Origin of the sequence: Stenotrophomonas maltophilia group sp. msm4 (assembly GCF_032025605.1) — a bacterium.
GTDB lineage: Bacteria > Pseudomonadota > Gammaproteobacteria > Xanthomonadales > Xanthomonadaceae > Stenotrophomonas > Stenotrophomonas sepilia.
The window spans coordinates 1-18,726 of record NZ_JAVSKK010000001.1; the positions used below are offsets into that span (position 1 = coordinate 1).

14 protein-coding genes and 1 pseudogene are annotated in these 18,726 nt (G+C 68.2%); 10 read left to right on the forward strand and 5 right to left on the reverse strand.

Features of this window, described 5'->3' with window-relative positions; all coding sequences use genetic code 11:
- Positions 1 to 9: 9 nt before the first annotated feature.
- Positions 10 to 396 carry a DUF4440 domain-containing protein gene (locus ROV93_RS00005; RefSeq protein WP_072167466.1) on the reverse strand — a complete coding sequence of 129 codons (387 nt, stop codon included), beginning with the start codon at positions 394 to 396 and terminating at the stop codon, positions 10 to 12.
- A complete protein-coding gene (locus ROV93_RS00010) occupies positions 393 to 1,754 on the reverse strand; it encodes an MFS transporter (protein ID WP_072167465.1) in 1,362 nt (453 codons plus the stop codon). The genes ROV93_RS00005 and ROV93_RS00010 overlap by 4 nt, the downstream gene beginning before the upstream one ends.
- A gap of 105 nt (positions 1,755 to 1,859) precedes the next feature.
- On the opposite strand from ROV93_RS00010, the gene ROV93_RS00015 reads away from it, so the two are divergent.
- The gene (locus ROV93_RS00015) at positions 1,860 to 2,765 is read left to right on the forward strand and encodes a LysR family transcriptional regulator (protein WP_072167464.1); all 906 of its coding nucleotides are present in this window, start codon (positions 1,860 to 1,862) and stop codon (positions 2,763 to 2,765) included.
- A gap of 120 nt (positions 2,766 to 2,885) precedes the next feature.
- On the opposite strand, the gene ROV93_RS00020 is transcribed toward ROV93_RS00015, so the two are convergent.
- Positions 2,886 to 5,681 carry a glycoside hydrolase family 3 C-terminal domain-containing protein gene (locus ROV93_RS00020; RefSeq protein WP_072167463.1) on the reverse strand — a complete coding sequence of 932 codons (2,796 nt, stop codon included), beginning with the start codon at positions 5,679 to 5,681 and terminating at the stop codon, positions 2,886 to 2,888.
- Between the two features lie 338 nt (positions 5,682 to 6,019).
- On the opposite strand from ROV93_RS00020, the gene ROV93_RS00025 reads away from it, so the two are divergent.
- Both ROV93_RS00025 and ROV93_RS00030 read left to right on the forward strand, forming a co-directional pair.
- Positions 6,020 to 6,454 carry a glyoxalase/bleomycin resistance/dioxygenase family protein gene (locus ROV93_RS00025; RefSeq protein ID WP_049429041.1) on the forward strand — a complete coding sequence of 145 codons (435 nt, stop codon included), beginning with the start codon at positions 6,020 to 6,022 and terminating at the stop codon, positions 6,452 to 6,454.
- Between the two features lie 297 nt (positions 6,455 to 6,751).
- Positions 6,752 to 7,456 carry a helix-turn-helix transcriptional regulator gene (locus tag ROV93_RS00030; protein ID WP_072167461.1) on the forward strand — a complete coding sequence of 235 codons (705 nt, stop codon included), beginning with the start codon at positions 6,752 to 6,754 and terminating at the stop codon, positions 7,454 to 7,456.
- A 9-nt stretch (positions 7,457 to 7,465) separates the two neighbouring features.
- Here the strand turns inward: ROV93_RS00030 and ROV93_RS00035 are convergent, their stop codons facing one another.
- Positions 7,466 to 8,356 (reverse strand): sterol desaturase family protein, encoded by an 891-nt coding sequence (locus ROV93_RS00035; protein WP_088497897.1) that lies wholly within the window; start codon positions 8,354 to 8,356, stop codon positions 7,466 to 7,468.
- 103 nt (positions 8,357 to 8,459) lie between these two features.
- Here ROV93_RS00035 and ROV93_RS00040 point away from each other — a divergent pair, with 103 nt between their 5' ends.
- The 7 genes and pseudogenes from ROV93_RS00040 to ROV93_RS00070 all read left to right on the forward strand — a co-directional run.
- A complete protein-coding gene (locus ROV93_RS00040) occupies positions 8,460 to 9,410 on the forward strand; it encodes a LysR family transcriptional regulator (protein WP_172412164.1) in 951 nt (316 codons plus the stop codon).
- A gap of 92 nt (positions 9,411 to 9,502) precedes the next feature.
- On the forward strand, positions 9,503 to 10,153 hold the full coding sequence (locus ROV93_RS00045; RefSeq protein WP_061479094.1) for a DsbA family protein: 651 nt from the start codon (positions 9,503 to 9,505) through the stop codon (positions 10,151 to 10,153).
- Between the two features lie 36 nt (positions 10,154 to 10,189).
- The gene (locus ROV93_RS00050) at positions 10,190 to 11,197 is read left to right on the forward strand and encodes a cyclase family protein (RefSeq protein WP_072167459.1); all 1,008 of its coding nucleotides are present in this window, start codon (positions 10,190 to 10,192) and stop codon (positions 11,195 to 11,197) included.
- Positions 11,198 to 11,537: 340 nt separating this feature from the next.
- Entirely contained in the window at positions 11,538 to 12,152 is a 615-nt protein-coding gene (gene imuA / locus ROV93_RS00055) for a translesion DNA synthesis-associated protein ImuA (protein ID WP_072167458.1), read from the forward strand.
- A gap of 9 nt (positions 12,153 to 12,161) precedes the next feature.
- Complete coding sequence (locus tag ROV93_RS00060; RefSeq protein WP_065178507.1) at positions 12,162 to 13,571, forward strand: DNA polymerase Y family protein; 1,410 nt, start codon at positions 12,162 to 12,164, stop codon at positions 13,569 to 13,571.
- Between the two features lie 6 nt (positions 13,572 to 13,577).
- Complete coding sequence (locus ROV93_RS00065) at positions 13,578 to 16,688, forward strand: error-prone DNA polymerase (protein ID WP_072167457.1); 3,111 nt, start codon at positions 13,578 to 13,580, stop codon at positions 16,686 to 16,688.
- An 81-nt stretch (positions 16,689 to 16,769) separates the two neighbouring features.
- A pseudogene (locus tag ROV93_RS00070) lies at positions 16,770 to 17,273 on the forward strand (hypothetical protein); the annotation flags it as partial.
- A 106-nt stretch (positions 17,274 to 17,379) separates the two neighbouring features.
- Here ROV93_RS00070 and ptsJ read toward each other — a convergent pair.
- Positions 17,380 to 18,666: a transcriptional regulator PtsJ gene (gene ptsJ, locus ROV93_RS00075; RefSeq protein WP_072167456.1), complete on the reverse strand. Its 1,287-nt coding sequence runs from the start codon at positions 18,664 to 18,666 to the stop codon at positions 17,380 to 17,382.
- Positions 18,667 to 18,726 lie beyond the last annotated feature (60 nt).

Consider the following 18,726-nt stretch of genomic DNA (forward strand, 5'->3'; position numbering starts at 1 on the left):
ACTACCCGATCAGGCTGCCGTTACTTCATGCAACGCCAGCCAACGCCAACGGCCGTCTTCCTGCCGCAGCACGGCCAGTGCTTCACGCCAGGCCATCCCACCTTCAGCAACGCCCTGCCCTTCACGGTAGCGCAGCATTGCCAACGGTGCCGGCACCGCAATGAACTGCAGGGCATCGATTTCGATACGCAGGCCCGGGCGGGCACCGTGGCCGCCAGCGAACATGCCGGCCAGTGCTTCGCGGTCCAGGCGCTGCCCAGCAATACCGACCATGCTGAAGTCGGTGCAGAAATGATCCATCAGCGCATCCAGCGTACTGGCGGCTGCTTCCGCACGGAACCAGGCCTGCAGCTTGGCGATCAGATCATGGAACTCGTTCTCTGCGGTCATCATCATTGCATTGTCTCGGGTTGGGAAAGAGAGATCGATTGCGGACGGCGCAGCAGCGTCATCGGCAGCAGCGTCATTGCAGCGGCCAAACCCAGCGCCACGCTGGTGGCGCGTTCCGGCAGCCATTGCATGGCCAATGCCAGCAGCAGTGCGATGGCGGCGGTGCCGAGGCAGAAGCTGAGCTGGCGGTTGAGGTTCCAGAGTGCACTGGCATCGCCCAACGCCTCACCTTCCACGCCATGGAAGGCCAGCGTCTGCGCGGTGCTGCTGCACAGGCTGCCGCCGGCGCCCATCAACGCGAACAACAATCCGGCCAGCACGAAGGCCGGCTGCGGCAGCAGCGCCATCAACAACAGGCCGCTGGCCTGCAGGAGCATGCCGGCGCGCAGTACCGCGGCCGGACCGAAGCGAGCCAGCAGGCGCTTGCTGGCCATGATCGCGATGGCCGCAGCCAGCGCCCAGGGCAGCATCAGCGCGCCGATGCGTGCCGCGCTGTAACCGGCGTGGTGCAATTGCAGGGTACTGACCAGTTGGCTGCCGATGAACACACCGGGTACGGCGAGATACACCAGCATCGCCAGCCGCAGCCCGCGATGGGACAGCAGCGACCAGCGCAGCAGTGGCTGCGCCTGCCGACGTGCATGTCGCAGGTGCGTCGCCGCCAGCAACAGCGCGGCCAGCAGCAACACGGCACCTGCACCGCGATGTCCCGATTCGCCCAGCCAGGTCAGCGCCAGCAGCAGCGCACCCAGCGCCAGCATCGCGGTGGACAGGGCATAGGCCTGCAGGCGCGGCGCACTGCGCGCGCCATCGGCCGGCATCCAGGCCAGCACCAGACCGATGACCGCTACCGCCAACGGCAGGCTGGCCCAGAGCACACCGCGCCAGGACAGCCACTGCACCAGCAGCCCGCCCAGCGCCGGCGCCAGTGCTGGCACCAGCAGCGCCACCAGCAGGATGCGGCGGGTCAGCGCGCCACGTTGGTCGGGCGTGCATTGCCGGTACGCTGCGGCTTGCGCCACGGGAATCAGCAGGCCACCGGCCAGGCCCTGCAGCAGGCGCCAGCCGAGCAGCCAGCCGATTCCTGGCGCTGCGCCAGCCAGCACAGCGGCGACCGCGAACAACAGCAACGCCGCCAGCAGCAAGCGACGCTCGCCACAGCGTGCGGCCAGCCACGGCGCCAGCGGAATCACCATGCTCAGGCCCAGCATGTACGCCGTGCCGACCCAGGCCAGGGTGCTCACGTCGGCGTGCAGCTCCGCTGCCAATGCTGGATAGGCCACCGTGGCGATGAACATGTTGACCAGATCCAGGGCGAATACCAGCAGGAAGATCGCCTCATGGCGCAGGCGGGGGGACGGCATCGGCGGCGCTCCAGCGAGGAAGCAGCCAGCATGCCGCCCGGACCCCATTGGAAAAACACGACGGCAGCTGCAACACTGTCAAATCTGTTTTGACAATGAATCGCCATGGTCAGCCTCGATCGCTTCGATATCTTCCGTGCCGTGGTCGAAGCCGGCAGCCTGACCGCTGCGGCCGATCGGCTCGGCCTCAGCCGCGCGGTGGTCAGCTTCAACCTGAAGCGGCTGGAGCAGGAGCTGGGCGTGACCCTGCTGTTGCGCAGTACCCGCCACCTGTCCCTGACCGAGGCCGGCGAGCAGTTCCTGCAACATTGCGTGCAGGCACTGGATGCTGCGCAGGCGGCGATCGATGCCGCGCGCCGCGACCAGCACCAGCTGCAGGGCGTGCTGCGCCTGACCACCACACCGGAGTACGCCCAGCTACGCCTGATTCCCGCGTTGGAGGCGTTCCGCGCGCAGCACCCGGCCCTGCAGCTGCACCTTTCAACTTCTCCAGCGCCAGCGGACCTCATTCCCGAACGCTTCGACCTGGCGATTCGCCTCGGCCGCCTGCCGGACTCGGGCCTGCACGCCAATGAACTGGAGCGCCACCCGCTGTACGCGGTGGCGGCGCCGCCACTGCTGGCGCGCCTGCCCTCTGCCGAGGCTGCCGACGATCCAGTACTGCTGGGCACCCTGCCCCGCCTGGGCTATCCGCGCCTGGCCGATGTGCCGGTGGTTGCACCTGACGGCAGCGATGCCTTGTTTGCCACCAACCCGGGCAACGCCGTGGTACGCGTGGATGGTGCCAGCAGCCTGCGCGCGTTCGCCTTGGCCGGCGCCGGGGTCACCGTGCTGCCACGCTGGCTGATCGAGGACGACCTGGCCCAGGACCGGCTGCGCCCGGTGCTGCGCCAGCACCGCTTCCCGCAGCAGAGTGTCTACGCGGTCTATCCGCACAGTTCGCAGCCTTCACCGAAGGTGCGGCAGCTGATCGATTTCCTGCGCAGGTGGTTCGGCACCGCACCTTTGTAGAGCCGAGTCCATGCTCGGCTGCCCATCGGTTCGATTGACCGTTCATCAGCCGAGCGTGGGCTCGGCTCTACAGGAACACCACGAACGGACACGGCCCTGTGCGGGCCGTGTCGTCAGGCATCAGCGCAGCACCTGCTCCACCAGCTGCACATCTACCGTCTGCAGCGGCTCGGCGGCATTGCGCGACAGCTGCACCTGGTAGGTGCCGCCGTCGATCTTCCACTGGCGCGCCTGCGCATCGTAGTGCGCCAGCGTCTTCGGCTCGGCTTCGATGCGGATGCGGCGCTGTTCGCCCGGCTGCAGGGTCACCTTGTCGTAGCCGATCAGGCGGATCGGCGTGGTGCTGCCGGCCGGCAGCTTCAGGTACAGCTGGGCCACGTCGGCGCCGGCGCGCTTGCCGGTATTGCGGATATCGACGCTGGCGACCAGGCGCGAGCCTTCCACGCTCACCTTCAGGTTCTCATAGGCGAACGAGGTGTAGGACAGGCCATGGCCAAAGGCGAAGGTCGGGGTCAGGCCCTTGGCCGCCATCCACTTGTAGCCGACGTTGGCGCCTTCGATATCGAAATCGAACACATCACCGAACGGCTTGGCCGGCTTGAAGCCGAGGCCATCGATATGCGGGCGCGGCAGCTGCGATTCGTCCGTCACCCAGGTCACCGGCAGGCGGCCGGACGGATTGACCTGGCCGGTCAGCAGCGCGGCGATGCCTTCGCCGCCGCGGATGCCCGGGTACCAGGCCTGCAGCATCGCTGGCACCTGCGCCAGCCAAGGGGTGCGCACCGGGCCGTTGGTTTCCAGCACCAGCACGGTCTTCGGGTTTGCCGCGGCCACCGCCGAGATCAGGGCGTCCTGGTTGTCCGGCAGCTGCATGTCCGGCAGGTCCACAGATTCGGCGGCCCACTGCGTGGCAAACACAATGGCCACATCGGCCTGCGCGGCGGCCCTGGCCGCAGCGGCGGCATTGGTGCCGTCCACATACTCGATGGTTGCGTCCGGACGCGCCGCACGCAGCGATTCCAGCGGCGAGGACGGGTGGAAGATCACCGGGCCCGGCCAGGTGGTCGGCAGCACGCCCGGCACCGCATTGGTGCCCTTGGCGGTGACGCCCACCATCGACGAACCACCGCCGCCGATCACGCCCTTGTCGGCATGGCCGCCGATGATGACGATGCGCTTCACGCTGTCGGCCAGCGGCAGCAGGTTGCCCTCATTGCGCAGCAGCACGCTGCCCTCTTCCACCGTGCGCTGGGCCACGGCGAAGCCGGCCTCGGCATCCACCTTCTGGTGCTGCGGCGGGTTGTCGAAGTTGCCGTGCAGGAACATCGTGCGCAGGATGCGCGTGACCATGTCATTCAGGCGCGCCTGCGGCACCACGCCGCCATGCACGGCCAGACGCAGCGGTTCGTCGAAGAACACCGCCGCGTCGAACACTTCACCGGCCGACTGCTGGTCCAGGCCGGCCAGCGCCGCCTTCGAACCGCTGTGCACGCCGCCCCAGTCGGACATCACGAAACCGGGGAACTTCCATTCCTGCTTCAGCACCTGGTTCATCAGGTAGCCGTTCTCACAGCCGTAGGTGCCGTTGATCTTGTTGTACGAGCACATCGCCACGCCCGGGCGGCCAGCCTCCAGCGCGATCTCGAAGGCCAGCAGGTCCGACTCGTGCATGGCCTGTTCGCCGATGCGCACGTCGTGGAAGTTGCGCCGGGTCTCCATGTCGTTCAGCGCGAAGTGCTTCATCGAGGAGATCACGTGCTGGCTCTGCACGCCCTGGATCAGCGCGCCGACCATCGAACCGGCCAGCAGCGGGTCCTCACCGGCATATTCGAAGTTGCGGCCGTTGCGTGGATCGCGCTGCAGGTTGACGCTGCCCGACAGCAGGATGTTGAAGCGCTGCTGCCACGCCTCGCGGCCCATGGTCGCGCCACCTGCGAAGGCGACTTCGCGGTTCCAGCTGGAGGCGGTGGATGGGCCTGAGGGCATTGCCGTGGCGAAATCGCCCGGACGGATGCCGCCCGGATTGGTCACGCCGACGCCGGCATCGGCCGACTGCTGCGACGGAATGCCCAGCCGCGCCACGCCCGGCACGAAACCGGCCGAACCGACCGCGCCTTCCGGCAGTGGGCCACCATCCTTGCCCAGCCCGAAGTAGCTGTGCAGCATCTGGAACTTCTCATCCTCGGTCATCGCCTTCAGCAGCAGCGCGGCGCGTGCATCGGCGTTGAGGGCGGTGTCCATCCATGGCTTTTCGCCGTGCTTGTCGGCGGCATAGGCCAGTGTCAGCAGGGTGGCGCGCAGGGTGCTGCCTTCCACCTTGAACGGCGCGCTGCTGGCGGCCTGGAAACCGTCGCTGAAATAGCTGGCATCCGCTTCCAGCGCCACACGCGCCGGATCGAAGCCGGCGGCCTTGGCCGATTCACCGGCCACTGCGCCGAGCAGCACCGCCGGTGCACCCAGCCGCGAACGGGTGACCAGCGCCGGCAGCTGCGCGGCACCTGCGCCGGCATCGGTATAGACCGCCACGGTGTGGCGGCCATCGTCCAGGCGCAGGTAGTTCAGACCCGGCTGGTCCGGGCCGGACTCAGCGGCGATCGGCAGCCGGGTCAGCACGGCCTGACCGCGCTGGGTCTGGCCATCGTCCTTGCCCGCAGCAATGAAGCGGTACTCGTAACCCAGTCCGTCGGCCAGCACCTGCAGCGGATCGACCTGGCCAATACCGCGCTGCACCTGGCGCACGCTCACCGCGTCCACCTGCAGGGTCTTCAGCTGGGCGGCCAAGGCCGGCATCGCCTCGGCGGTCGGGGCCTGTTCCAGGGTCAGCACGGTGAACGCGGCAGGGTCGGCCCACGCTGGAGCGGCCAGTGCAGCGGACAGGGCCAGGGACAGTACAAGCGGCTTTGTAAACGTTTTCATCGACAGGCGTAATTCCGTTGCCAAGGCAATCGGTCCAGGGAAAGTGCCGCCGAAGGGTGCAGCGTTCATGCCGCGCAGGGATTGCCAGGCAACCTCCCGCAGGCCAAAGGACAGGCCGGTCTGCGCGCGGGACCCTCCTCCCGGCGTGACAACCTGCCTGCCCGAGCCGCGCAGGGCGACCCAATCCTGTGAAGATTGTGCGAGGGCGTTCACACCTGTCAACAGGACCTAAGTCACAGGGGCGATCGCTGCCTGCAGTTATCAGGCCATCACCGGCGGTCATCAGCGCGCCGTGCGAGGCTGCCGATAATGAAGGTCCCTGGCCACGAACCGATCCCATGACCGTCCACCGCGACTTCGACCATCTCTGGCGCGACCGCTGCGATACGTCCAGCCAGCGCGCACCGCGCGTGCTGATCCGTGTGTTCGTGGCCCCCGGTGAGCTGGAACGCAGCGTGGCGTTCTACGAGCAGCTGCAGGGCGTGGTGGCCGATGCGGGCTTTCCGTTTCCGGAGGCCGGGCTGCGCCTGGCCATGGTCGGTGCGTTCCTGTTGATCGAGGGCAGCGAGGCGGCGCTGGCGCCGTTCACCTCGACCACGGGGACACTGCTGGTCGATGACGTTCGGCCTTATCACGACAAACTGGTCGCCGCCGGCGCCGAGATCATCTTCCCGTTGCAGGTGGTCCCGACCGGGGCGGCGTTCAATGCGGTGCATCCCGATGGCACGGTGGTCGAGTACGTGCATCACCGGCCGGATCCGCAGGGGCGGTGAGGGTGCGCACGGCCGGGCTGCGCCCGGCCCCCGCGGTAGTGCCGGCCGCTGGCCGGCAACCTCAGAAGCAACAGCCGAAGCAAAAGCGGGCTTCCTGTGGGATGGCGGGGTGGGTCCGGCTGCGGGGGGCGCTGCAAGTACGTCCATGTAAGCTCGGTCGCGCCATCCATGCGCCCCCGCAACCGGACCCACCCCGCCTTCGACAGTCTCTCGCGACCTGCAGTAGATCCACGCCATGCGTGGATGCTCTTCGTTTCATTGTCGAATTACTCGATTTCGATGGAGATTCATCCACGCATGGCGTGGATCTACAATCCCGTCATGTCTTCCCCCGCCCTGCCCTGGAACGGCACGTTGCTGCTGGATGCGCACGCCGCCGTGCTGCACGGCCATGCCGGTGACAGCGCTTTGCATGCGCACTACGCCCATCAATTGCTGCTGAGCGACGGTACGCCCTGGCACGTCGAGATCGATGGCGTACAGCAGCAGGGCCAGCGGCTATGGCTGCCTTCGTTCCAGCCGCACGCGATCCTGTCGGCACCGGAAGCAGGCTGCACGGTGTTCCTTGAGCCGGCCCACGCCGATCCCACCCAGATCCAGCAGCATCTGCACGCGCTGCCGGGCAACGCGCTGGAGCTGCGCGATTGGTTGCCACGGCTGAGCCGCCCGCAACCGCTGGACCGCCGCGTGCAGGCGGCGTTGGCCCGTATCGCCCAGTACCTGCCCGGCCCGGTGCCGGCTGCCGACATCGCCGAAGCCGCGCACCTGTCAACCAGCCAGCTGCACCGGCGTTTCCAGTCCGACCTGGCGGTGACCCTGCGCGGCTGGGTGCTGTGGCAGCGCTTGCGTACCGCGCTCGCGCACCACCTGCAGGGGCACAGCCTGACCGCCAGCGCGCATGCCGCCGGCTTCGCCGACCTGGCCCATCTCTCGCGCAGCCTGCGCCGCATGTTCGGCATCGGTGCCGCACAGCTGCAGGGCCTGCAGTTGCACGCGACCTGACACGGCCGATCACCCGCGCCTGCGCAGGCCTTCGGGCAGCTCCGGCACCTCGCCATGCGGCAGTTCACGAAACGGCGCCAGCAGCTGCCCCGCGTAATCGCGCGGATAGTCCGGTTGGCTGCCGATGCCGAGATCACATTGCTGCAGCCGATAACCGGGCGCATCGAAGGCGGTCCCCAGCAGATGATCCCATGCGGTCAGGAACAGGCCGAAGTTGACGTCACCGGCGGTGCCGTAACGCATGTGATGGAAGCGATGCAGCGGCGCCCACGCCATCACCCGGCCCAGCACACCCGGGCGCATGTCCACGTTGGAGTGCTGCAGCAGCAGCTGGATGGCGATGGCAAACGCCAGCACCGCCGCCACCGGCATCGGCAGGCCCAGCAGCAACAATGGCAGCACGCCGCCCACCGCTTCGGCCGCCTGGTGCAGTGGGTGTTTCATCAGCCCGTTGAATCCGTACATGCGGGTCACGCTGTGATGCACCGCATGCAGGCGCCACAACCAGCCGATGCGATGGCTTGCGTAGTGCACCAGGGTGATGCCGAGATCGGCAGCGATGATCGCCACCAGTACCTGCAGCGCGAACGGCCACTGCAGCGGCCAGACCTGCCATGGAATGATCGCCGCCAGCAGCGGCACCGTGGCGATCGACAGCAGGTTCAGGCTCTCGTTGACCAGCGCGTGCAGGGCATCACGCACACGGTCGCCCTGGTCATGGTTGAACGCAGGGTCATACGGCCAGGCGCGCTCAGCGACGAACGAGACCGCAATGGCGATCGCCAGCAGGGCCAGCAGCCACAACGGATCGCCATGGCAGTGGCCGACCCAGACGACGGCAGTGGCAACGAACCCCAGCAGGAACAACGGGGCATACAGGCGCAGGATCCAGTGCTTCATGGGCAACCCGGGAAATGAGGGGCCTGCATGCTGGCGCCACGTGCGGGTTGCCGGCTTGAACAAACGGCGCAACCCTGCCGCACCGCGTTTCCCACATCCACGCATGGCGTGGATCTACAATGGCGCCCTCATCGCGCCCGGGACCGGCATGGATTCCTTCAACCTGATGCGTGCCTTCCGCCGCATCGTCGAACGCGGCGGGCTCGCTCGTGCCGCCGAAGACCTGGGCATGTCGCCCGCCGGGCTCAGCAAACAGCTGCGCACGCTGGAAGCGCATCTGGGCGTGGTACTGCTGCAGCGGACCACGCGGCGCATGAGCCTGACCGAAACCGGCCACGCCTATTACCGCGAATGCTGCCGCCTGCTCGACGAGCTGGAAGCGCTGGAACGTGGCATCGCCGAGCAGCGTGGCGAGGTGACCGGGCGCCTGCGCGTCAATGTGCCGCAGTCGTTCGCGCTGAGCACGCTGTCGCCGCTACTGCCCCGCTTCCTGCAGCAGCATCCGCAGCTGTCGCTGGACCTGGTGATGGAAGACCGCCTGCTCGATGCGGTCGGCGAGGGTTTCGATGTGTCGCTACGATTGCGCGCTGAGCTTGATGACTCACGACTGGTGGCACGCCGGCTGGCCTCGCTGCAGCAGGTGCTGTGCGCGGCGCCGTCCTACCTGCAGCAGCATCCGGCACCCCAGGCAGTAGGCGATCTGCAGGCGCATAGCGTGCTGGCCTACAGCCTGTCCGACTCGCCCGGCAGTTGGCCGCTGCTCGGCCCGGATGGGCAGGTGACGATCACCCTGCCGGCACGCGTGACCGTCAACAACAGCCTGCTATTGCGTGACCTGCTGGTGGCCGGCATGGGCATCGGCGCCCTGCCCTCGTTCCTGGCGGCACCAGCGCTGGCCCGTGGCGAACTGCAGCAGGTGCTGCCCGACCATCGCTATCCGCCGCGCTTCGTGCATGCGGTCTACCCCACCTCGCGCCATCTGCAGCCCAAGGTGCGTGCCTTCATCGACTTCCTGCACGCCGAGCTGCCCGGCTGCGCCGGTCTGGATTCGTAACCGCCAGCGAAAACTGAGCTGCCCGCAGCGTGCTGTTTCGGCCACGCCGCGCTGCCTACTCTGCCGCCTCCCCTCTCACCGATGGCAGGCAGATGTCTTCCGTTCCTTCCCCCGCCACCGCAGCGCCGGTGGTCGATTTCTTCCACGACGTGGTCTGCGGCTGGTGCTTCGTGCTGGCCCCGCGCCTGCAGCAGGTATCGGCCGAACTCGGCATCCAGGTGCGCCACCGCAGCTTCGTGCTGCAGGATTCGCGCGCGCAGATGGTCGAGGTGTTCGGCTCGATGGCGCGCGCCAAGGCGATCATCCTGCGCCACTGGACCGACTGCGCCGCGCATGAAGACACCGCGCGCATCGATATCGAAGGCATGCGCGCACAGGACTTCGAGTATCCCTCCGGCTGGCTCGGCGCACTGGCCTGCCAGGCCGCAGGACTGATCGGTGGCAATGATGCCCATGGCGCGATGTTCGACGCGGTGCAATGGGCACACCTGCACCAGCACCGCAACATCGGCGATGCCGAAGTGCTGCTGGATATTGCCGAATCGCTGGGCCATCCACGTGGCGCCTTCGCTGACCACATGCGCAGCGACGCGGTGCGCCAGCGCGTGCAGGCCGATCGCGCCGACGCTGCCGCGCTCGGCATCCGGTCCATCCCCACCGTGATCGGCGGCAACGGCCTGCGCCTGCAGACCCTGCCGCTGCCGCAATTGCGCCAGGCCCTGGCGCCCCTGGTCGCGGCCTGAGCCGCGCCCTCCCCCACCCTGCAAGGAGATTTCCTCATGACCCCACGTACCCTGTCCACCGCGCTGGCCCTGCTGCTGGCCGCCACCGCCGCTTCCACCCCCGTGTCCGCACACGAACGCGTTCCCTCCGGCCAGCAGGTCGGCACCAGCCCCTGGGGGCCGAAGGACGAGATCGGCCGCCTCAACCTGATCACCGAAGCCTCGCGCGCCGCGATCCTGTCGCGGGTCAGCGGCGGCAAGGCCTATGACCTGGCCACCGAATACTACGTCGGCATGCCCAGCTGGCAGGATGCCGGCGACCCGCACTACCAGTTCTGGATGACCCACACCCCGCGCGGCACGGTGATGGATGATCCGATGGGCGTGGGCGAAACCATGAACCTCACCCGCAGCTACACCGGCACCGCGTTCTCGATGTACAGCCACACCGGCACCCACATCGATGCGCTGAACCACTTCGGCATCCACGGGAAGATCTGGAACGGCTTCGAGGCCGACAAGCACCTCGGCGACCGTGGCTGGAATGTCACCGGCATCGAGAAGTTCCCGCCGCTGATCGCGCGTGGCGTGCTGATCGACGTGGCCGCCGCCAAGGGCGTGGACATGCTGCCGGACAGCTACCGCGTCACCCGCCAGGACCTGAAGGATGCGCTGGCACGCCAGAAGGTGAAACTGCAGCAGGGCGACGTGGTGCTGATCCGCACCGGCCGCATGCGCCTGTTCGAGCAGCCCAGGGCCTACATGGCCAACCCGCCGGGCATGGGCCTGGACGCGGCACGCTTCCTGGTCGAGGACGGCGGCGCGATGATCGTCGGTGCCGACAACCTCAGCTTCGAGACCTTCCCTTCGGAGGTGTCCGACGACTACGTGCCGCTGCACACCTACCTGCTGGCACAGCAGGGTGCGCCGATCATCGAGCTGGTGGCGCTGGACGAACTGGCCCGCGACAAGGTCTACGAATTCGCCTTCATCGGCGGCCCGCTGAAGATCCGCGGTGGCGATGCCGCGCCGCTGCGCCCGGTGGCGCTGCCGGTGCGCCCGTAACCAGGGGCATCCCCGGGTAGCGCCGGGCCATGCCGGGTGGGTGCCGACCTTGGTCGGCCACCGCGCTTTACCGCTATCCACGCATGGCGTGGATCTACCAGGCTGCGGCATGGATTTGCCGGGGCTCTCTCCAGTAGATCCACGCCATGCGTGGATGCTTTCCCCTTCAGCAACCTGAAACCGGACCCTCCGATTTCATTAGTAATTCTACTTACAACGCGAGTAGCATGTCTGGTCTCAGCCCCTGATACCGGCCCGTCGATACTCGCGCCATGCCCGCCGTTTCCGCCCGTTCCTGCCGCTTCCAGCCCGCCCGGCGCCTCCCCTGGAGGGCTGACTGATGGGTGCCGTCGTCGCCCTCGACCGGCTGCTGGACGGGCGCCAGCTGTGGCGTGGCCCGGCCCGCCAGGGCCCCGCCAGCGACCATCTGGCCAGCGGCCATCCGGCACTGGATGCACGCCTGCCCGGCGGCGGCTGGCCGGCCAGCGGGCTTTGCGAGATACTGCAGGCGGCGCCCGGCGTTGGCGAACTGGCGCTGGTCTGGCCGGCACTGGCCAGGCTGAGCCAGCGCGACCGCCCGATCGTGCTGGTCGCTCCGCCCTATCGCCCGCACGCTCCGGCCTGGGCAGCGGCCGGGCTGGAACTGGCCCAGCTGCAGGTCATCCAGGCCACGCCGAAGCAGGCACTGTGGGCCGCCGAACAGTGCCTGCGCTCTGCGGCCTGCGCGGCGGTACTGTGCTGGCCGCATCAAGCCGACGACCGCGCCCTGCGCCGCCTGCAGGTGGCCGCCGACAGCGGCCAGTGCCTGGGCTTCGTGTTCCGCGAGGCGCAGGCCGCGCGCAATCCTTCCCCGGCCAGCCTGCGCCTGCAGCTCGACCACGGCCAGGTGCGGGTGCTGAAGTGCCGTGGCGGCCTGCCGCCGGCACAACCGTTGCCGCTGGCCATCGCCCACTGAGGACGCGCCATGCACTGGGCCTGCCTGTTGTTGCCGCAGTTGGCGCTGGACAGCGTGCTGCGCCTGCAGCCCGACCCACAGCGGCCATTGGTACTGCTGCAGGGGCCGGCGCAGCGTCGCGTGCTGCGCGCGGTCAGCCCGTCGGCACGTGCAGCAGGGCTGCGCCCGGGCATGCTGCTGTCGGCTGCACAGGTACTGGTGCAGGACATGCACCTGCACGACTACGACCCCAATGCCGAACAGCACACCCGGCAGCTGCTGGCCAGCTGGGCCTATGCCTACAGCTCGCAGGTCAGCCTCGATTTTCCGCATGCGCTGGTGCTGGAAATCGGTGCCAGCCGCGCCCTGTTCGGTGACTGGCTGACGATCCAGCAGCGCCTGCGCAACGAACTGCACGAACTCGGCTTCCGCCACCGCCTGGTGGCCGCGCCTACCCCACATGCCGCGCGCGTGCTGGCCAACGTCCACGATGGCCTCGGCCTTGATGCGCAGCAGCTGCCGGCGGCGCTGGCGCAGCTGCCCCTGGCGCGCTGCGGCCTGCCCAGCGAGGCGGTGACGGTGCTTGGCCGTTCCGGCCTGCGCACGTTGGGCGCGGTGCTCAAGCTGCCGCGCGACAGCCTGGCCCGGCGCTTCGCCCCCGAGGTCCTGCAGCAGCTGGATGCATTGCGCGGGCTGCCCACCGCGCCATTGCGCTACTACCAGCCACCGGACCGTTTCGATGCGCGCATCGAATTCGAATACGAGATCGAATCCAGCCAGGCCCTGCTGTTCCCGCTGCGCCGCCTGCTGCTCGACCTGGCCGCGTTCCTGTGTTCGCGCGATGGCGGCGTGCAGCGCTTCGACCTGCATTTCGAGCATGACCTGTTGCCGGCCAGCGTGCTGACCATCGGCCTGTTGGCGCCCGAACGCGATCCCGCGTTGCTGTTCGAGATCGCGCGCAACCGCATGGAAGCGTTCGCCCTGCCGGCCGGCAGCCGCGCACTGCGCCTGCAGGCCGAACAGCTGCCGCCGTTCGTGCCCGCCGCGCGTGACCTGTTCGATACCCGTCCGGCGCAGGCGATGCCGTGGAACCAGCTGCGTGAGCGCCTGCGCGCGCGGCTCGGCGATGACGCCGTGCAGCCGCTGGCAGTGCAGGCCGACCATCGCCCCGAACGCGCCAGCGGCACCCAGCCAGCAGCCAGGCCACCGGCATACTGGCCACTGCGCCCCGGTTGGCTGCTGGACGCTCCACAGCCGCTGCGTGACCCGCGCCTGCGCATCATCGCCGGGCCGGAGCGGATCGAATCGGGCTGGTGGGACCAGGCTGACGCGCGCCGCGACTACTACGTGGTGGAAACCGCGCATGGCCAGCGCGGCTGGGCCTTCCGCGCGCGCAACGATCCGCATGCGCCGTGGATGCTGCACGGCTGGTTCGGCTGAGCCGCCATGCACAGCGAACTGCCCGGCTACGCCGAACTGCACTGCCTGTCGGCCTTCAGTTTCCAGCGCGGTGCTTCGATCGCCGAAGAGTTGTTCGCGCGCGCCGCTGGCCAGGGCTACCGCGCGTTGGCGATCACCGACGAATGCTCGCTGGCCGGCATCGTGCGCGCCTGGCAGGCAGCGAAGACACATGGCGTGGCGCTGATCGTCGGCGCCGAATTCCAGGTCGAGGACGGGCCGAAGCTGGCCCTGCTGTGCACCGACCAGGCCGCCTATGCCGGGCTGTGCCAGTTGATCACGACCTGTCGGCGGCGGGCTGCCAAGGGCGAATACCGCTGCCTGCGCGACGATCTGCTCGGCCTGCCCGACGGTTTGTTGTGCCTGTGGCTGGACCGGCAGCCATCCGCCACCGATCTTGAATTGCTACGCACCGGCTTCGATGATCGGCTGTGGCTGGCGGTGGAACTGCACCGCGAACACGATGATGCACGCCGCCTGCAGCAGCTGCAGGCCTTCGGCGAACGCCACCGCCTGCCCCTGGTCGCCAGTGGCGATGTGCACATGCACGTGCGCCGTCGCCGTGCCCTGCAGGACACACTGACCGCGATCCGCCACCGCTGCAGCGTGGCCGAGGCCGGCTGGCGCCTGTTTCCCAATGGCGAGCGCCACCTGCGCCCGCGTACCGCGCTGGCCCAGCTGTATCCGCCCGAACTGCTGGCTGAAACCCTGCGCATCGCCGATCGCTGCCACTTCACCCTGGAACAGCTGCAGTACACCTATCCGCGCGAGCTGGTGCCCGAAGGACACGATCCGGACAGCTGGCTGCGCGTGCTGGTCGAGCGCGGCATCCGGTGGCGCTGGAAAGGCGGCATCGAAGCGAAGCAACGCACGCAGATCGAGCACGAACTGGCGCTGATCAAGCAGAAGAACTACGCCTCGTATTTCCTCACCGTGCAGGACATCGTGCGCTTTGCGCGCAGCCAGGACATCCTCTGCCAGGGCCGTGGCTCAGCGGCCAACTCGGCGGTGTGCTTCGTGCTGGGCGTGACCGAGATCGACCCGGCACGCAGCAACCTGCTGTTCGAGCGCTTCATCTCCGCCGAGCGCGACGAACCACCGGATATCGACATCGACTTCGAGCACGAGCGTCGCGAGGAGGTGCTGCAGTACGTGTTCAAGCGCTACGGCCGCGAGCGCGCCGCACTGACCGCGGTGGCGATCAGCTACCGTGGCCGCAGCGCGATCCGCGACGTGGCCCGCGCACTGGGCCTGCCGATGGACCAGGTCAACGAACTGGGCGCGGCGATGGACCACTGGGGCGGCAACATCCCGCTGCCGGAAACCCTGCGCGAGCGTGGCTTCGATCCGGACACGCCGTTGATGCGGCGCCTGCTGGCACTCACCGCAGAGCTGATCGATTTTCCGCGCCACCTGTCGCAGCACCCGGGCGGTTTCGTCATCTCCGAGCATCCACTGTCGACCCTGGTACCGGTGGAGAACGCGGCGATGGCCGACCGCACCGTCATCCAGTGGGACAAGGATGACCTGGATGCCACCGGCCTGATGAAGGTCGACTGCCTGGCATTGGGCATGCTCACGGCCATCCGCAAGTGCCTGGCGATGCTGAAACAGCATGGCCTGCACGAAGGGCGCATGGATGCCATCCCGCCCAAGGATGCGAAAACCTTCGACATGATCTGCGCCGCCGATACCATCGGCGTGTTCCAGATCGAATCGCGCGCACAGATGGCGATGCTGCCGCGCATGCAGCCGCGCACGTTCTATGACCTGGTGATCGAAGTGGCGATCGTGCGCCCCGGCCCGATCCAGGGCGACATGGTGCACCCCTATCTGGAGCGGCGCCGGATCCTGCGCGAACAGGGCCCGGAGGCACTGAACGACCCGGACAACCCGCTCTACCCACCGCAGCTGGAACGCGTGTTCGCGCGTACGCTGGGCGTGCCATTGTTCCAGGAACAGGTGATGCAGCTGGCGGTCGAAGCAGCCGGCTACACGCCTGGCCAGGCCGATGCCCTGCGCCGTTCGATGGCCGCCTGGAAACGTCGTGGCGGGCTGGAACCGCATCGCGAGAAGCTGTTGGCCGGCATGCTGGAGAACGGCTTCAGTCGCGAATACGGCGAGCACCTGTTCGAGCAGATCAAGGGCTTCGGCGATTACGGCTTCCCGGAAAGCCACGCCGCCAGCTTCGCCCTGCTGACCTATAACAGCTGCTGGCTGAAATGCCACCACCCGGCCGCATTCACTGCCAGCCTGATCAACAGCCAGCCGCTGGGTTTCTACAGCCCCGACCAGCTGCTGCAGGACGCACGGCGGCATGGCATTACCGTTCTTCCCGTGGACGTACGCCACAGCGACTGGGACTGCACGCTGGACTTCAGCAGGGGGCCGGCGGCGATCCGTCTGGGCCTGCGCCTGATCGACGGCTGCAACGAAGATGCCGTGCAGGCCATCATGCGCGAGCGCGCGCGGCGCCCGTTCGACGACGTCGGCGACCTGTGCCAGCGCACCGCGCTGGACCGCCGCCAGCAGGGCCTGCTGGCCGATGCCGGGGCACTGCGCGGGCTCAGCGGCCATCGCCATCGTGCACGCTGGGATATCTCGGGCGTAGAGAACCGGCTGCCGCTGTTCGACCAGGCCCGTGCCACTGCCGAAGCCCGCGTGCCCCTGCCACTGCCCAGCGCCTGGGAGGACATGCAGGCCGACTACCGCAGCACGGGCACCACCCTCGGCCGCCACCCGATCTCGTTCCTGCGCGCGCAGCTGCGCAGTCGTGGCTGCCTGGATGCCGCACAGCTGGCCGGGCACGGCCACGGCCGCCGTGTGCGCATCGCCGGACTGGTGCGCATGCGCCAGCGGCCACAGACCGCCAGTGGCGTTACCTTCCTCACCCTTGAAGACGAGACCGGCATGGTCAACGCCGTGGTCTGGCGCCACCTGGCCGACCGCCAGCACCGGGTGCTGGTCGACACCCAGCTGATGCAGATCGATGGCCGCCTGGAGCGCGTTGATGGCGTGCAGCATGTCATCGTGCAGCGCATGCACTGCCTGGATGAGCTGCTGCAGGGACTGCGCAGCCACAGCCGCGATTTCCACTGACGATACAGATCGTCACACAACGAACTGGCCTTTGCCCGCCGGCATCCGCTATCGTCGGCCTATCCAAGGAAGGACGACCCGATGCCCCGTGTGCTGCTGCTGACCACCCTGGTGGTCTCGACCCTTGCCCTGCTCGTTTCCGGCTGGACCGCCTGGAGCCTGCATCGCAGCCAATCGCCTGAGCGGATCATCGAAGCGCGCGGCCTGGTCATCCACGATGGCACTGGCCAACCACGGCTGATCCTCGGCGCGCCGGTGCCGGACCCCCTCAGCAGGGGCCGCACCCAAGGACCGCGTGCAACCGCGCTGTCCGGCCTGATCCTGCTTGGCCCCGACGGTTCCGAGCGCGGCGGTTATGGCACCAGCGACCGCGGGGGCGAAGCCCTGCTCACTCTGGACGATGCCACCGGCACCACCGAAGTCTTCAAGGTCGTCGCCAATCCGGACCGTGGCGCCAGCCTGATGGTCAAGCACCAGAACAATACCGGCGCCATGCTCACCTCCTGGCAGGGCAAGCCGGAGCTGATGTTCGTCGATGACAGTGGCCAGTCCTACTACGTGCGCCCCGGCGCCAACGCCGCGCCCTGGATCTGCTTCTGTAGCGCCGAGCCATGCTCGGCTGCTTCTACCAACAGCAGCCGAGCATGGCTCCGCGCTACAAAGGCGAAACAACGTCGAGCATGGCTCGACGCTATACCCCACACACCGCCGCCAGGTCATCGGCCAGCTGCCGCAGCTGCGCCGCCCCCAGCGCCGCGCAGGTGATGCGCAGGCCATGCGCTGGTGCAGCCACCGCAAACACTTCGCCAGCACGCACATGCCATCCGCGCGCAGCCAGCGCCAGTACCTGTGGATGGCTGTCGGCCGGCAGCGGCAGCCACAGGTTCAATCCCTCCATCGGCAACGGCGTCGGCACACCACGCGCGCGCAGCAGTTCCTGTAGCGACTGCAGGCGCTGCTGGTACCGCTCGCCTGCCGAGGCGATCTTCGCCCGCTGCGGCGCCGACGCCAGCACCGAAGTGGCGGCATCCTGCAGCAGATGACTGACCCAGCCGATGCCGGACGCCAACCGCAACCGCAACCGCATCGCGGTCTCGTCATCACAGGCCAGCCAGGCCAGGCGCAGGTCGGGGCCGAGCGGCTTGGACAGCGAACGCAGCAGCGCCCAGCGCCGGCCATCCAGCGGCAGTACCGAGTGGTAGGCCTGCTGCGAGAGCAGTGCGTAGTGGTCATCGATCAGCACCGCCACCTGCGGGTAGGCCGCCAGCAGCTGGCGCAACGCCCGTGCCCGCTTCGCATCCAGGCTGGCCCCGGTCGGGTTGTGCGCACGCGGGGTCAGCAGCACCGCGCGTGCCCCGGCCTCCAGCGCCTGTCGCAGCGATTCAACCTGCATGCCATGCGCATCCACCGTCACCGGCAACGGCGCATGGCCCACGGCATTGAGCACATTGAGGCTGCCGAGGAAGCATGGATCCTCCACCGCGATGCGATCCCCCGGCAGCAGCCATGCCGCCAACAGGCGCTCGATGCCATCGACCGCGCCATGGGTCAGCTCCAGCGCGTACCCCTCGGGGCAATCCGCATCCAGCGAGGCGCGTGCCAACGCCTGCAACCTCGGGTCGACCGTGCCCACGCCATACAGCCGTGGCGCCGCCGGGGCCAGGCGCAGGCTGGGCAGCAGGCGAGGATCCGGGTTGCCACCGGCCAGGTCCTGCAGCGCCAACCCCGGCGTACTGCCCTCGCGCGCCAGCGTCGGCGGCAGGCCACGCACCACCGTGCCGCGTCGGCCCGCGGTACTGGCCAGGCCGGCCGCATCCAGTCGCTTGTAGGCAGCAGCCACGGTGTTGCGATTGACCCCCAGCTGATCGGCCAGTTCGCGCACCGGCGGCAGCACGCTGCCCGCCGGCAGGCGGCCCTTGCCGATGCCATCACGGATGCTGTCGAAGATCGACTCGGCGCTATGCCCGGTGATTTTCATTTTGTCCTATGCCAAAATAATTCTTGTCCTGTGCCAGTGTATCCCACCCTGGCCATCCTG

Coding starts and splice junctions, on each gene's coding strand:
- ROV93_RS00015 (WP_072167464.1), top strand. CDS start 1,860: ATGGTCAGCCTCGATCGCTTCGATATCTTCCGTGCCGTGGTCGAAGCC.
- ROV93_RS00060 (WP_065178507.1), top strand. CDS start 12,162: ATGCACTGGGCCTGCCTGTTGTTGCCGCAGTTGGCGCTGGACAGCGTG.
- ROV93_RS00065 (WP_072167457.1), top strand. CDS start 13,578: ATGCACAGCGAACTGCCCGGCTACGCCGAACTGCACTGCCTGTCGGCC.
- ROV93_RS00045 (WP_061479094.1), top strand. CDS start 9,503: ATGTCTTCCGTTCCTTCCCCCGCCACCGCAGCGCCGGTGGTCGATTTC.
- ROV93_RS00035 (WP_088497897.1), bottom strand. CDS start 8,356: ATGAAGCACTGGATCCTGCGCCTGTATGCCCCGTTGTTCCTGCTGGGG.
- ROV93_RS00030 (WP_072167461.1), top strand. CDS start 6,752: ATGGCGTGGATCTACAATCCCGTCATGTCTTCCCCCGCCCTGCCCTGG.
- ptsJ (WP_072167456.1), bottom strand. CDS start 18,666: ATGAAAATCACCGGGCATAGCGCCGAGTCGATCTTCGACAGCATCCGT.
- ROV93_RS00005 (WP_072167466.1), bottom strand. CDS start 396: ATGATGATGACCGCAGAGAACGAGTTCCATGATCTGATCGCCAAGCTG.
- ROV93_RS00010 (WP_072167465.1), bottom strand. CDS start 1,754: ATGCCGTCCCCCCGCCTGCGCCATGAGGCGATCTTCCTGCTGGTATTC.
- ROV93_RS00025 (WP_049429041.1), top strand. CDS start 6,020: ATGACCGTCCACCGCGACTTCGACCATCTCTGGCGCGACCGCTGCGAT.
- ROV93_RS00050 (WP_072167459.1), top strand. CDS start 10,190: ATGACCCCACGTACCCTGTCCACCGCGCTGGCCCTGCTGCTGGCCGCC.
- ROV93_RS00020 (WP_072167463.1), bottom strand. CDS start 5,681: ATGAAAACGTTTACAAAGCCGCTTGTACTGTCCCTGGCCCTGTCCGCT.
- ROV93_RS00040 (WP_172412164.1), top strand. CDS start 8,460: ATGGCGTGGATCTACAATGGCGCCCTCATCGCGCCCGGGACCGGCATG.
- imuA (WP_072167458.1), top strand. CDS start 11,538: ATGGGTGCCGTCGTCGCCCTCGACCGGCTGCTGGACGGGCGCCAGCTG.